Source organism: Rhizobium sullae (assembly GCF_025200715.1).
GTDB lineage: Bacteria > Pseudomonadota > Alphaproteobacteria > Rhizobiales > Rhizobiaceae > Rhizobium > Rhizobium sullae.
The window spans coordinates 1,924,317-1,937,698 of sequence record NZ_CP104143.1; the positions used below are offsets into that span (position 1 = coordinate 1,924,317).

Below are 13,382 nucleotides of genomic sequence, written 5' to 3' on the forward strand. Positions count from 1 at the left end.
TCCCCTCGGATTGACGCTTAATGTCACGGGTTCGCCCATAATGACAAGCCGTCCGGGTATCGAATTATAGTGATCTCTATTGTTTTCGCCGTCGGTGTCAAAACAAAGACCGGATCACACTAATCTTCGGAGGCGCCGCGCGGGGCGAGAAGGCCCAATTCCTCAAGGTCCATCTGCGTGATCGGATCCTCGTCCTCGGTCAGTTCGTCGCTCATCAAGGGCGATGGGATATTGAAATTTGCAGGGATGCGGCCGGAAAGAAGGCCGGCACCCTTCAGCTCCTCGATTCCGGGCAGGTCGCGAAGTTCCTCGAGGCCGAAATGATCGAGGAAATCGCGGGTCGTGCCGAGCGTCACGGGCCGGCCGGGCGTGCGGCGGCGGCCGCGGAAACGCACCCAGCCTGCTTCCATCAGCACGTCCAGCGTGCCGCGTGAGGTCTGCACGCCGCGGATATCTTCGATTTCGGCACGGGTCACCGGCTGGTGATAGGCGATGATCGCCAGCACCTCGAGGGCCGCGCGCGATAGCTTCTTGACCTCGTTCTCGTCGCGGCGGATGACGAAGGAGAGATCGGCTGCGGTGCGGAATGCCCAGGCGTCATCGACCTGGACGAGGTTGACGCCGCGCGGCGCATATTGCTCCTTGATCCGGAGCATGACGGCGCGGACGTTGAAATTCCCCGGCAGACGATCGGCGATGAAAGCTTCGGAAACCGGTTGCGCGGAGGCGAAGACCAGAGCCTCCGCGATGCGCTCGGCCTCCATTTCCGCCTGGAAATTTTGCCGGGAAGCGCCCTCGCCTTCGTCGCGGCCAATATAGTCTCTGGAATCCATCAAGCGGACCCCTCCTGCTCGACGACCTGCAGGGTCGCATGTTTCGGTCCCCGGCGCAGATAGAGCGGCTCGAAGGCAGCGTCCTGGCGGATCTCCAGCTTGCCCTCGCGCACGAGTTCAAGCGAGGCGGCAAAGGCACTGGCGATTGCCGTGACGCGCTCGTCCGGCGATGCCATATACCGTAGCAGATAATGTTCCAGCGCCGTCCAGCCGCTGACCTCCCCAATCATGCGCGTCAGCAGGTCGCGGGCATCGGTCAGGGACCAGACGGTGCGGCGCGCAATCGTGACCTGGGTCACGGCCTGGCGCTGGCGCAGCGACGCGTAGGCGGTCAAAAGGTCGTAAAGGCTTGCCTCGTAAGCGGATTTTTGTCTGTCTGGAATATGCTCCGGCGCGCCGCGGGCAAAGATATCGCGGCCGAGACGATTGCGGTTGACGAGCCCGCTTGCAGCCTCCCGCATCGCTTCGAGGCGCTTCAGGCGGAAGGCAAGCGTTGCGGCCATCTCCTCGCCGGTGGGACCATCGTCCTTAACCTGCTGCGGGATCAGCAGCCGGGACTTGAGATAGGCGAGCCACGCCGCCATCACGAGATAGTCAGCGGCAAGCTCGATGCGGATTCGGCGGGCAGTTTCGATGAACTGGAGATACTGCTCGGCAAGCGCCAGCACAGAGATGCGCGAAAGATCGACCTTCTGATTGCGGGCGAGGTAAAGGAGGAGGTCGAGCGGACCTTCGAAGCCGGCGACGTCGATCACCAGCGCCGGCTCATGGCTGGCGCGTTCGGCGCCGTTGTCCTGCCAAAGCTTCTCCATCGGCGTTGCCGCCTGTGTCCGCTCTGTGCCCTTGACCGTGTTCACCGCTGCCTCTCTTCCATCGCTCAGACGGCTGCGAACATGCCGTCGAATTCGGCGCGGATCGCCGCCTCGTCTGCCTGATCAGCTTCGGGGAAGCCCGCCAGCACGGCATTCGCGCGCTCCAGCGAGGCGCCCGCCAATACCGGCGTATTTGCCACGACCTGCTGCATCTCGTCCATATCCCCGTTGCAATGCAGCACGATATCGCATCCGCCTGCAATGATATTCGCAGCACGCTCACCGATTGTCCCGGCCAATGCGTTCATCGACGTATCGTCGGAAAGCAACAGCCCCCCGAAGCCGATGCGCTCGCGGATCACGCCGTCGATCACGTTGCGCGAGGTCGTCGCCGGATTGTCCGGATCGATCGCAGTAAAGACGACATGACAGGTCATGGCCGCAAGCTCGTCCTTCATGGCGATGAAGGGTGGGAAGTCGTGCGCTTCCAGTTCATCGCGCGAGGCGGTGACGACCGGCAGTTCGTGGTGGGAATCGGCACGGCCGCGGCCGTGGCCCGGCATATGCTTCATCACCGGCAGTACCCCGCCCGCCTTCAGCCCCTCCGCCGCCGCGCGTCCCATATCGGCAACCGTTTTCGGATCGCCGCCATAGGCGCGGTTGCCGATGACGCTGCTGCTGCCCTCCACCGGGACGTCGAGAACAGGCAGGCAGTCGACATTGATTCCGAACTTCAAAAGATCGAACGCGTGCAGCCGCGACATCAGCCAGGCGGCGCGCAGCCCCTGCTCCCGGTCTCGCCGGTAGATATCCCCGAGCGTCTGCCCGGAGGGATAATGCGGCAGGATCGGCGGGCGGATGCGCTGCACACGGCCCCCTTCCTGATCGATCAGAACCGGCGCGTGCCAGCCGACGCTTTCACGCATTTCGGCAACCAGGTCGGCAATCTGCTGCCGCTCGGAGATATTACGCCCGAAGAGGATGAAGCCCCAAGGTCGTTCAGCCTTGTAGAAGGCCGTTTCTTCCGAGGTGAGTGACAGGCCGCTACAGCCCAGGATCATCGCTTTTGATTCGGTCATATCCGAATCATAGAGGCCTGCCGGGGAATTGCGAGTAAGGTCAAGCGCCATTCACAGGAAAGCAGCGCATAAAAAACGGCGGGACGTGCCCGCCGCTCTGGATCGAACGGTCAACCGCTTACTTCGAAATCAGGCAGCTTCCGCCGGCTGAGCGATATTGCTCGCAAAGGGCTGCGGCCTCGTCCTTGGAGCCCGCCGGGATACGGACGCGGTAGAACGTGCCTTTGCCGGCGATCTCGGCCTTGCGGATTTCAAAGCTGCGGCCGCCGAGAACGCTTGCAAACTTCTTCGACAGGTTCGCATAGGATTTGTTCGCCTCCGCTTCGGATGGCAGCGACGCGATCTGCATGCCGTACCCGCCAGCCGGTGCAGCCGGCTGCGGCTTGGCGGCGGCAGGCTCGACCGATGCGACTTCAGCCGGCTTCGGCTGCTGTTCCGCCGGGCGGACGTTGCCTTTCTCGGTCACCGTGCTGACGACATTCACCGGCTGCTCGGCAGGACGGGCCGTCGGTACCGGCGCCGTATCGGCCGGCTTTTCAGCTACCGGCGGCGTCTGGATCGGGCGGACCGGTTGATCGATTTTCGCATTTTCCGGGTTTGCAGCGGCAACCTTTTCCAAGGGAGACGTGTCCAGGCTAGACGTGGATGGCTGCTGCGCGGCGGGCAGCGGCGCGACCGTCGTCGTTTCAACGGGCGTCGCGCGGATATCGGCGGAGGCAACCTCCCTGCTCGCCGGGAAGCTTGCGGCGGAACCGCTAGAGGCCGTCGCAGCCGCAGGCGGCTGAACGGCGGGCTCTTCAACCGGTGCGGCAGGCTCTTCGCGGGCGACCAGCGTTCCGTCCGGCTTGACGACCATCGTGCGGACCTTGCGCGGCGCAACGGCCGGAGGACGATCGCCATCCGGGCCATCATCGGCCGCAGCACCGTTCTCCGCCGTATCCTCGCTCGGCAGCAGACGCGGATCCTGCGTGTCACCGACCGGCGTGCTTGCCGGATTGTCGATGATGGGTCCGTCGTTGTCTTCCGGCAGAACTTCGGGCGTCAGCGTGCGCTGAACGACATCGACCGGCGCTTCATCGGATGAAACGAGCGCCTTCTGCTTCGGCGCCTCTGTGGCACCGGCAACGCGGTCATAGACCGCCTTGTCCTGATTCGGCACGGTCTTGCCGCCCGGATTTTCCGGAACGACCTTGACCGGCTCCTTGTCTGCCACGATCACCCGCGGTTCTCCGCCGGCGATGCCGAGGCCGCCGTCGGTCACAACCGAATAGACGCCATAGGCGCCACCGGCGAAGACAACGATCAGAGCCGCAGCCGCAAGCAGCCGCTTCATGGAACGGGCACGGCCCATGTCCTCGGCCTCAGCCGCGGATTGGATACGGACCTCGGTAGGCGCATCGGCCCGGCGAACGGGTTCGCGAACACTGCGGCGGAAATCCTCCTCAAGCGCACGCTCGAATTCGTCAGAACCACTGGCCGCCTGCGGCCGAACGGCCGCCGGCGCTGCCGCAACAACCGCTGCCGCTGCTGCAGGAGCCCAAGCGGGCGCGGCTGCAGGAGCCCAGGCAGGTGCAGCCGCAGCCGGCGCTTTTTGGGTCGACGTCTCAAAAAGGCTCGCGATTTCCGCGTCGACGTCGAAATCGAAGTCGTTCACCGGCGCAACCGGCGTCGGCTGCTCGACGGGCGGCAGCGAGGGCACATGCATCTCTTCGACGGTCTCTGGATGATGGTCGGCCTCGGTAATCATCGAGGCATCGAAGGGCAGCTCTTCCTCGGCATCGACTGCGGCCGCTTTGCTCTCCACAGCTACGGGATGCGGCGCTTCGTAAACTGAAACGGCGGCAGCATGCCCAACCGGCCGGGCGGCAGCCACGGCAGAAGGCTCCATCGCAACGACAGGGGCAAGCTCCTGCGCTTTTGCAGGCTCGGCAAAATCAAGATCGGCGAGTTCGAGTTCGATGCCTTCGAGATCGAGTTCGAAATCGTGGCCGGCAAACGGATCTTCGCTATCAGCGTCCTGCCTAGCAGGTGCAGCCACATCGGGAACTTCAGCAGCAGCGGCAGGAGCATCAGCTACTGGAGCGGCGACAGACGCAGCAACAGCGGGTGCGAGGACCAGTGGCTCCCACTGTTCGAAAGGTGCCGCCTTCGGCTCCACAGGCGCAGATGCCGCCCGCTGAGGAACCGGATAACGGGAGACGTCCGCCAACAAGTCATCGAAATCAAAGGCGATCGGCTGATCTTCGGGAGGCGCTTCAGTCAGCGCGGCATCCGCCTGTACGACGCCTTCCGTTGCGGCAGCAACCAGATCGAAGGGTTCAGCCTCAACGGAGGGCTCCATCGCAACTGGCGTCTCGACCGGCGCGAGCATTTCCTGCACTGGCGCTTCTTCCACGACCATGTCGTCATGGCGATCGAGTTCGGCGGGGAAGCCCTGCGGAGCTGCCGCTTCAAATTCCTCGGCAGGGTCAAAGGCGACCGGCTCCGCGACAGGTTCGGGCTGGACAATGGGCTGAACCTGCGCAACAGGCTCGGGCTGCGGCTCGGGAGCAGCGACCGCTTCGATAGGCGCAACCGCTTCGACGGGCGCTTCAACCGGCTCGTCACGGCGAGCTGCATGGAAGTTTGCGAGGGGCAGCTTGATGCTGGCGGCCGACCACTGCGGCGCCTTGGCAGGGGTTGCCTGCGGAATTTGAACGGTGGGGCCGCCGATCGAAAGCTCAAGCTCCTCGATCAGATCGCGGGCACCACCAAAAACGGGTTCGGACCCCTGGGGCGCGGCCCAATCGGCGGCGGAAAGAACCTCGACCCCCTCCGAGGCGAGCGATGCGGCGACTGGCGGATCGACAGGCTCGGGTTCGACAATGGCGTCGGCGGCGGGATAGTCATATTCCGCGGTGGCAGGTTCGGCCGGACGATCGAGGGCCGCAAGTGGACGGGGAGCGTCGAAACGCTCGAATTCGCGAAGAAGCTCGTCCTCGAGATTGAATGCCGGCTCCTGCCGGGGCACATCCGGAACCGTATTAGCGGCTACGCGCGGCTCGAAGCCGACGATACGCGCAAGCTCAGCCAGCGGATCGCCTTCATCGAAAAGCTCCGTCTTCTTTCGCGTATCATACGCCAGTTGTTTGTCAGCCATACTCATCCCACCCGTAAACCCACGCGGTCAAATGCCAGCGCAATGTGGGGAAATGGTGACGTTATCGCATTTCATCCGGAGCGGCAGTGCCTGTAACGGCAAGTCCTGCCTTCAAAACCGAAGCGACAGCATACACCAGCCCAAGTCTGGCAATACTCGATTCTCGGTTCTTATCGTTAACAAATCGTAATTCCGTTTGATCTTTACCTTTATTCCAGTGCGCATGGAAGAAACTCGCGAGATCATAGAGGTAAAACGCGATGCGATGAGGCTCGTGGGACTGGGCCGCAGATTCGATGATACGTGGGAATTCCGCAGCTTTCGCAACCAGCTGCAATTCCGTGGGATCCGAGATGCCGACGACCGCTTCGGCAAGGTCTGCGGGCGACAGGTCGAGATCGGGAAACGCCTCCTTCGCCTGGCGGAAAACCGACATGCAACGGGCATGCGCATACTGCACGTAAAAGACCGGATTGTCTTTCGAGTGCTCCGTTACTTTTGCGAAATCGAAGTCGAGCGGCTCGGAATTCTTGCGGTAGAGCATCATGAAGCGTACAGAATCGCGGCCGACTTCTTCGACGACCTCGCGCAGCGTCACGAAGTCGCCGGAGCGCTTCGACATCTTCACCGGCTCGCCGTTGCGGTAGAGCTTGACGAGCTGGCAAAGCAGCACGGTAAGCTCCGACTTGCCTTCGGAAACGGCGCGCGCAACGGCCTCCAGGCGCTTCACGTAACCGCCGTGGTCGGCGCCCAGCACATAGATCATTTCGTCGAAGCCGCGATCGAACTTGTTCTTGAAATAGGCGACGTCCGCGGCGAAATAGGTATAGGAGCCGTCCGACTTGATCAGCGGGCGGTCCATGTCGTCGCCGACTTCGGTCGAGCGGAAGAGCGTCTGCTCGCGGTCTTCCCAGTCTTCCGGCACCTGACCCTTCGGCGGCGGCAGCGCCCCCTTGTAAACATAGCCCTTGAAAGTCAGGTCGTTGATCGCCGTGCGGATGGCCGCACCCCCGGCCCCATGCAGCATCCGCTCGGAAAAGAAGATGTCGTGATGCACATTGAGGGCTGCGAGATCCTCGCGGATCATCACCATCATCGCGTCGATCGCGCGATCCTTGACGATCGGCATCCACTGCTCTTCCGGCATGTTGTGCAGCCGCACGCCGTAGTCGATGGCAAGCGACTGGCCGACCGGGATCAGGTAATCGCCCGGATAAAAGCCGGGCGGAATATCGCCGATGCTTTCGCCGAGCGCTTCGCGATAGCGCAGGAAGACCGAGCGCGCCAGCACGTCGATCTGCGAGCCGGCATCGTTGATGTAGTATTCCTTCTCGACGGCGTAGCCTGCGAAGGCGAGAAGGTTCGCAAGCGCGTCTCCGACGACGGCGCCGCGGCAATGGCCGACATGCATCGGACCCGTCGGGTTTGCCGAGACATATTCGACATTGATCTTCTTGCCCGCGCCAAGCGTCGAGCGGCCGTAATCGGTTCCCGCCTCGATGATCGCGGTAAGCAAGCGCTGCCAGTAACCGACGGACAGCCTGATGTTAATGAAGCCGGGGCCGGCGGCTGAGACGTCGGCGACGTCGGCATCTTCCTTCAACTTGGCGATGATGATTTCGGCGAGCGCGCGCGGATTGGTGCCTAGCGGCTTTGCAAGCACCATCGCGGCATTGGTCGCGACATCGCCGTGGCTTGCGTCGCGCGGCGGCTCAACGGCGATGCGGCCGAAATCGAGCTCGGATCGCTTTTCCTTGACGATATCAATCTGTTCAAGGGCGTTCTTAATCCTGGCTTCGAAGTCGGTAAAAAGGTTCATCGCACTCTTCCATGCATAGGCTCTGCCGCAACTCCTGCCGCGGCGACCGCTGCCTATCGCAAATCCGGAGTGTGGTCAAACAATCGCCTGTGGGCGCTGATCGCATAGGTGTCCGTCATGCCCGCCAGATAATCGCCGACATGGCGGGCCTTCGGCGCATCGGCAAGACCTGCGATATGGTCGACCCAGTAGTGGCTCTGCATCTCCTTGGGATTGGCCATGTAGGCGGCGAAGAGATCGGTGACGATCTGCGCAGCACCTGCCCGGATCCGCATGATATCGGGATGGCGGTAGATTCGCTCGAAGAGCATCTGCTTGATCTGCCTGTCGGTCTCCGACATCTCCTTCGAGAAGGTCGCGATCACCCTGCCCGCCTCGCGTATATCCTTGACGCTTTTTGGCTTCACCTCGGACAGGCGCTCCTGGGCAACGGCAATGACGTCCTCGACCATACGCGTGACCTGCCGGCGCATGATCTCATGCGTGAACCGGCTCTTCTCAAGATGAGGGTAAAGCCCCCGGACCTCGGCCATCAATCCAGCAAGGAACGGAATTTCCTCCAGCATCTCGAACGTCAGGTAGCCCGAACGCAGACCATCGTCGATGTCATGCGTGTTATAGGCTATGTCGTCGGCGATCGCCGCCACCTGTGCTTCGAGGCTGGCGAAAGTCGCAAGCTCAAGGTCGTGGATTTCGCAGTAATCGAGGATCGGCTGTGGCACCGGTCCGCGCTTGCCCTGCCCGTCCTTCGTCAGCAGCGGCCCATTGTGCTTCACGAGGCCTTCCAGGCTCTCCCAGGTCAGGTTGATGCCGTCGAATTCGGCATAGCGTCGCTCCAGCTTGGTGACGATGCGAAGCGACTGGGCATTATGGTCGAAACCGCCATAGGGCAAGAGAACGTCGTGCAGCGCGTCCTCGCCAGTGTGGCCGAACGGTGTGTGGCCGAAGTCGTGGACGAGCGCAACGCCCTCGGCCAGATCCTCGTCGAGCTTCAGGGCCCGCGCCAGCGCGCGGGCGATCTGGGCAACTTCGATCGTATGCGTGAGACGCGTGCGGTAATGATCGCCGTCCTGCGCGATGAAAACCTGCGTCTTATGCTTCAGACGGCGAAAGGCCGTCGTATGGACGATGCGGTCGCGGTCACGCTGGAATTCGGAGCGAGTCGGGCTGGAACTTTCGGCGTAAAGCCTTCCGCGCGTCGTCCAGGGGTCTGACGCATAGGTCGCCCGCTCCCCATTTCCGAAACCCAATGCCTGCCTGTCGATCTTCATTTTTCACCGTCATTCAACATCGCGCAGCACCTCGCCCATTGACGCCGCATTCCGCTCTTCATACCTATAGCCGGTACAAACGGCAAAGAGGCGCTTTCTTAAAAGCTTCGCCGAAGAGTGCGTTTTAGCAACGCATGTGATAAATTCTTTTGATATCAGCCGTTTGACGTTTATCGGCCGGTATCAATTCTCTCCGGATCTTGACCCCGGCAGGAGGAAACATGACGGATACGAGTGTAACCCTTTCCGACGCGGCGGCAAAACGAATCGCGGCGATCGTCGGTGCCGAGACCGGCAAGAGCGCGCTGCGCGTTTCCGTCGAAGGCGGCGGCTGCTCGGGCTTTTCCTACAAGTTCGATCTTACCGGCGATGCCCGGGACGATGACATCGTCATCGAGAAGAACAACGCCAGGGTGCTGATCGACAGCCTGTCGCTGGTCTATATGGCCGGCTCGGAAATCGACTTTGTCGACAACCTTCTCGGCCAATCCTTCCAGATCAAGAACCCGAACGCGGTTGCAAGCTGCGGCTGCGGCACCAGCTTCTCGATTTAAGCTTCCCTGTCTATCCACACCGAACCGGCCGAAGAATGCCTTCCGGCCGGTTTATCGTCTTGTCCGCACGTGGGACGGCACGATAAAAGGTCGGGCACGAAGCGGCAAAGGAACAGCCTATGAAGATCGCGACCTGGAACATCAACGGCGTCAAGGCGCGCATCGACAACCTCACGCAATGGCTGAAGGACTCCGATCCGGATATCGTCTGCCTGCAGGAGATCAAGACTATCGACGAGGCTTTCCCGCGGCTCGAGATCGAAGCGATGGGCTATCACGTCGAAACGCATGGCCAGAAGGGTTTCAACGGCGTCGCAATCCTTTCCAAGACCACGCCGGACGAAGTCACCCGCGGGCTGCCGGGCGATGCTCTCGATGAGCAGGCGCGTTTTCTCGAAGCGGTGTTCTCGATCCCTGGCAATCGCGCACTGCGCATCTGCTGCCTCTATCTGCCGAACGGCAATCCGGTCGACAGCGAAAAATACCCTTACAAGCTCGCCTGGATGGAGCGGCTGCACCAGTTTGCGGTCTCGCGCCTCGCCTATGAGGACATCCTCATCCTCGCCGGCGACTACAACGTGATCCCCGAGCCGCATGATTGCTTCGATCCGAAGATCTGGGAAAGCGATGCGCTCTTCCTGCCGCAAACGCGCGAGGCCTTCCGCAGGCTCGAAAATCTCGGGCTTACCGATGCCGTCCGCGCCTCGACCGACGCCGTTCAGCTCTACTCCTTTTGGGATTACCAGGCAGGAGCCTGGCAGAAGAACAACGGCCTCCGGATCGATCACGTGATGCTTTCGCCGGAGGCCGCCGATTACATGACGTCGGTTGCGATCGAAAAGCACGTGCGCGCCTGGGAAAAGCCGTCCGACCATGTTCCGGTCGTCGCCTATTTCGATTTCCCAGCGTAAGGAGAGCTCTAGGACTAATTCAGTCGCTGCCGGTCGCGATCTTGTGGGAGAGCGAAACAGCCGTGCGGCGATCGCCTTCGGTCGCGACCGAGAAGGCCTGTTCCTGCAGCGATTGCATCCAGCTGCAATCCTTCGGCTTGCAGCGGTCGAGCGCCGCCGTCATCAGCGCCAAGCCGCGTGCCGACTGGCCTTCCTGGAAAAGGATGTTGCCAAAGACCGACATGGCGCCGGGGTGGCCGCTCTTGCGGGCCTGGTTCAGCCACTTCTTCGCCTGCTGCGGACTGCGCGTGCCGCCCTCGCCCGACAGCATCATCTGCGCGAGCTGGAACTGCGCTTCGGCAACGCCGAATGTCGATGCGACCTGGAAATAGAGCTGACGGGCCTGATTGAGATCGGTCCGCACGGGGCTGCGCGGAATGCCGTGTTTGTAATAATTGGCGAGCGACAAAAGCGCATTGATGAAGAAGCCGGTATCTTCGGAGCCGGGCTCCACGCCCTGCTGCGCGATTTCGCTGTAGATCTTAAAGGCTTCGAAATCGTCCTGAGCAACGCCGTCGCCATCGGCATACATGTTGGCGAGCGCCCAGCGCGAACCGGTATGGCCCTTTTCGGCGGCGTATTTATAGGCTTCGACAGCCTCTTCCTTCTGGCCGCTCTTATAGGCCTTGAAACCGAACTTGAAGAGATCGAAAGGACCGGATTCCTTGGTGACGCCGGCATTGATATCGAATGCCTTGGCCGGGGAGGACATCGCCGCGGAAAGCACGATAGACAGCCCCATAAGCGTAAATCTGAAAAGTCTGAACTCGGATGTCAGCATTTCACTCGGTTTCTTTCGCTTCCATCGCAGACCGCCACGGCAGCACATACTCCGCTGCCCGGCTTCCCGGCGTATTCCTCCAGGCGAGCGATCCCGCGGCGGGCTCAATGACCCCTTTGCCCGCGTCGCATCTAGCCTTCGGCCCTTCTTCGAGAGCCTGAATTTCCTGCGCATCGCGATAGACCACCCGGGTTCCGGGCTGGTCCGCCTGCAATGCCTGCGGCGTCATTCCTGCGGAGCGAACAAGCGTCCTTCCGCCTTTCGAATATTCGTAAACACCAAATGTGACCAAACCGGTATCGGCGTGATCGCAGTGCCTGCGTGCGGCGGCAACGGACGCCGTATCATTGTGGAAAAGACAGTTTAGGGACGCGACTTCTGAGTGAATTTTTTCGGCGGAATCGCCTTGCGGGAAAAGCTGAATCGCACATGAAGCGGCATCAAAGCCGACGCTCATACGCTCACCGCACGTCCCGGAAAAAAATCGACCCATCTTGCTTCTTAAACGTACCCTACGCCTGCCATTCCCTCGCCCGCAAATATCGCTGCGCCCTGTTTGTGGCGGGAAATGGACAAATTCGCCCCGCCGCCAACATATGCGAACTGTCGTAAAAATGTGTTGCTGAATCGTCACAAAATGGGATGACTTGGAGCAAGGTTAATACGGCCGGCGCAAAGAAAAGCCCGGCGTTTTTGCCGGGCTCTTCTAGTTCGTTGATGCAAGATCAGAATTTGACTTTGAGCGATGTCGAGAGCGCCGTCACCAAATCATTGTCGAACTCGTAGGTCGCCTCGTCGCCCACAGCAACGCCGTCAATCGTCGTGGGAGATGAATCCCCGCTCGTCAGGATGCCGAGCACCCCACCAAGGCGGAACTCGACGTTCTGGTTAGGCGAATAAGAGACACCAGCACCGAGCAGCCAACTGTCGGTCTGCGAACCGTATTCCTGAGATGTGCCGCGGTCCCAAGTGACGCTGACGGCACCGTTCCACTGATCATTGAACTTGTGACCGACACCGCCGGTGATCGTCCAGCCGTCTCGATAACCTAGATCAAGGGAAGTGATTTCGACGCCGCCATTATAGAACGGGATGCGCTGCAACTGGCTCCAGTCCGTCCACTTGACCGAGCCGAATGCAAGCCAATCTGGCGCAATACCCGACTGGACCTTCAATTCCAGCGCATCCGGCATCGCCGTCGATCCCTCGACCGGAATGACCAGGCCGCCGAGAGGATGAAGGGCGGCCGGCACCTGCGTCATGTCCACCGTTCCAGTGACGTCGTTGAGCTTGACTTCACTGTAGTACATCAAGCTCGCACGAAGCGCATATTCCGGAATTTCGTAAGCAACGCCGGCTCGCCATCCCCAGCCGTCCCCTTCAAGGTCAAGCCGCCCGACGCCAGTCGCTACGAAACCAATCGCTTCAGGCGGCACTAGAAGGCGTTCCTTGAAACCGTCCATTTCAAGGTAATTGGCGCCGCCAATCACGCGAAACTGACCAGGGCCCATGTCGAATTTGTAGGAGCAGGTCAGAGCATAATTGTCGCTGTTGACCTTCGTCTCGATGTTATCGCTTGCGCCCGCCCAGCGAGCACCTGGATTGGTGTGAGCTCCATAGGGCTGCGAATAATCGAACATGCAGTCCGCATCGCTGATCGCAGCCTTGGCACCGATACGAGGAGACCAGTAGTCCTCGCTGTCGTCCGCCGAGGTGGAATATCCCGGGATCGCGTTGAGATCACCGTTCAAGGGATTGATATCGTCCACATTCTTCAGCTTGCGCTGCGGCATCACGAAAGTAGCCGTGGATTCGACCGCAAAGCGCGAAGGATCAAACAGAAGATCAATATTATACCCGCCGCGATCCAAGCCGCCTGCAAACGATGGCGAAGCGATGGACGAAAGAATGGCGAGCGATGCTACGCCTCTGAAAAACATACGAGATGCCAATTGTGTCTCCCCCACTCAAGCAATCTGATGGCGGCACAGTGCAAGCGATCACCACAAATGGCAACTCGTGCCTTCTTGCCGCCATAATGGAGGGGAGGTGTTAAATTGACGTAAGAAATTGACGGACACGTCAATCTTTTTTGTTCATAAAATTTTATCCTAATACCCTAATCATTTATGGGTATTTTTGGA

General features: G+C 60.8%; 11 protein-coding genes. 2 read left to right on the plus strand and 9 right to left on the minus strand.

The window, feature by feature from the left end; all coding sequences use genetic code 11:
• Nucleotides 1-119: 119 nt before the first annotated feature.
• From scpB to N2599_RS09760, 6 genes are all read right to left on the minus strand, one after another.
• A complete protein-coding gene (scpB, locus tag N2599_RS09735; RefSeq protein WP_051336513.1) occupies nucleotides 120-833 on the minus strand; it encodes an SMC-Scp complex subunit ScpB in 714 nt (237 codons plus the stop codon).
• The gene (locus N2599_RS09740; RefSeq protein ID WP_027509306.1) at nucleotides 833-1,690 is read right to left on the minus strand and encodes a segregation and condensation protein A; all 858 of its coding nucleotides are present in this window, start codon (nucleotides 1,688-1,690) and stop codon (nucleotides 833-835) included. The genes scpB and N2599_RS09740 overlap by 1 nt, the downstream gene beginning before the upstream one ends.
• A gap of 20 nt (nucleotides 1,691-1,710) precedes the next feature.
• Nucleotides 1,711-2,724, minus strand: a complete 1,014-nt coding sequence (gene nagZ / locus N2599_RS09745) for a beta-N-acetylhexosaminidase (RefSeq protein ID WP_027509305.1) — start codon at nucleotides 2,722-2,724, stop codon at nucleotides 1,711-1,713.
• A 118-nt stretch (nucleotides 2,725-2,842) separates the two neighbouring features.
• The gene (locus N2599_RS09750) at nucleotides 2,843-5,863 is read right to left on the minus strand and encodes an SPOR domain-containing protein (protein WP_027509304.1); all 3,021 of its coding nucleotides are present in this window, start codon (nucleotides 5,861-5,863) and stop codon (nucleotides 2,843-2,845) included.
• 61 nt (nucleotides 5,864-5,924) lie between these two features.
• Nucleotides 5,925-7,682, minus strand: a complete 1,758-nt coding sequence (gene argS / locus N2599_RS09755; protein WP_027509303.1) for an arginine--tRNA ligase — start codon at nucleotides 7,680-7,682, stop codon at nucleotides 5,925-5,927.
• 53 nt (nucleotides 7,683-7,735) lie between these two features.
• Nucleotides 7,736-8,953 carry a deoxyguanosinetriphosphate triphosphohydrolase gene (locus N2599_RS09760; RefSeq protein WP_027509302.1) on the minus strand — a complete coding sequence of 406 codons (1,218 nt, stop codon included), beginning with the start codon at nucleotides 8,951-8,953 and terminating at the stop codon, nucleotides 7,736-7,738.
• 221 nt (nucleotides 8,954-9,174) lie between these two features.
• On the opposite strand from N2599_RS09760, the gene erpA reads away from it, so the two are divergent.
• Both erpA and xth read left to right on the plus strand, forming a co-directional pair.
• Complete coding sequence (gene erpA, locus N2599_RS09765; RefSeq protein WP_027509301.1) at nucleotides 9,175-9,507, plus strand: iron-sulfur cluster insertion protein ErpA; 333 nt, start codon at nucleotides 9,175-9,177, stop codon at nucleotides 9,505-9,507.
• A gap of 119 nt (nucleotides 9,508-9,626) precedes the next feature.
• Nucleotides 9,627-10,418 (plus strand): exodeoxyribonuclease III, encoded by a 792-nt coding sequence (gene xth / locus N2599_RS09770; RefSeq protein WP_027509300.1) that lies wholly within the window; start codon nucleotides 9,627-9,629, stop codon nucleotides 10,416-10,418.
• 19 nt (nucleotides 10,419-10,437) lie between these two features.
• Here xth and exoR read toward each other — a convergent pair whose 3' ends face one another.
• From exoR to N2599_RS09785, 3 genes are all read right to left on the minus strand, one after another.
• Nucleotides 10,438-11,238 (minus strand): exopolysaccharide production regulator ExoR, encoded by an 801-nt coding sequence (exoR, locus tag N2599_RS09775; RefSeq protein WP_027509299.1) that lies wholly within the window; start codon nucleotides 11,236-11,238, stop codon nucleotides 10,438-10,440.
• A 1-nt stretch (nucleotide 11,239) separates the two neighbouring features.
• Nucleotides 11,240-11,467, minus strand: coding sequence for a hypothetical protein (locus N2599_RS09780; RefSeq protein WP_156915248.1), 228 nt, complete (start codon nucleotides 11,465-11,467; stop codon nucleotides 11,240-11,242).
• Between the two features lie 496 nt (nucleotides 11,468-11,963).
• A complete protein-coding gene (locus N2599_RS09785; RefSeq protein ID WP_027509298.1) occupies nucleotides 11,964-13,190 on the minus strand; it encodes an OmpP1/FadL family transporter in 1,227 nt (408 codons plus the stop codon).
• Nucleotides 13,191-13,382 lie beyond the last annotated feature (192 nt).

Bases quoted from the DNA above. Each gene is read 5' to 3' on its own strand.
- scpB (WP_051336513.1), bottom strand. From the start codon at position 833: ATGGATTCCAGAGACTATATTGGCCGCGACGAAGGCGAGGGCGCTTCC.
- nagZ (WP_027509305.1), bottom strand. From the start codon at position 2,724: ATGACCGAATCAAAAGCGATGATCCTGGGCTGTAGCGGCCTGTCACTC.
- N2599_RS09750 (WP_027509304.1), bottom strand. From the start codon at position 5,863: ATGGCTGACAAACAACTGGCGTATGATACGCGAAAGAAGACGGAGCTT.
- argS (WP_027509303.1), bottom strand. From the start codon at position 7,682: ATGAACCTTTTTACCGACTTCGAAGCCAGGATTAAGAACGCCCTTGAA.
- N2599_RS09760 (WP_027509302.1), bottom strand. From the start codon at position 8,953: ATGAAGATCGACAGGCAGGCATTGGGTTTCGGAAATGGGGAGCGGGCG.
- erpA (WP_027509301.1), top strand. From the start codon at position 9,175: ATGACGGATACGAGTGTAACCCTTTCCGACGCGGCGGCAAAACGAATC.
- xth (WP_027509300.1), top strand. From the start codon at position 9,627: ATGAAGATCGCGACCTGGAACATCAACGGCGTCAAGGCGCGCATCGAC.
- exoR (WP_027509299.1), bottom strand. From the start codon at position 11,238: ATGCTGACATCCGAGTTCAGACTTTTCAGATTTACGCTTATGGGGCTG.
- N2599_RS09780 (WP_156915248.1), bottom strand. From the start codon at position 11,467: ATGACGCCGCAGGCATTGCAGGCGGACCAGCCCGGAACCCGGGTGGTC.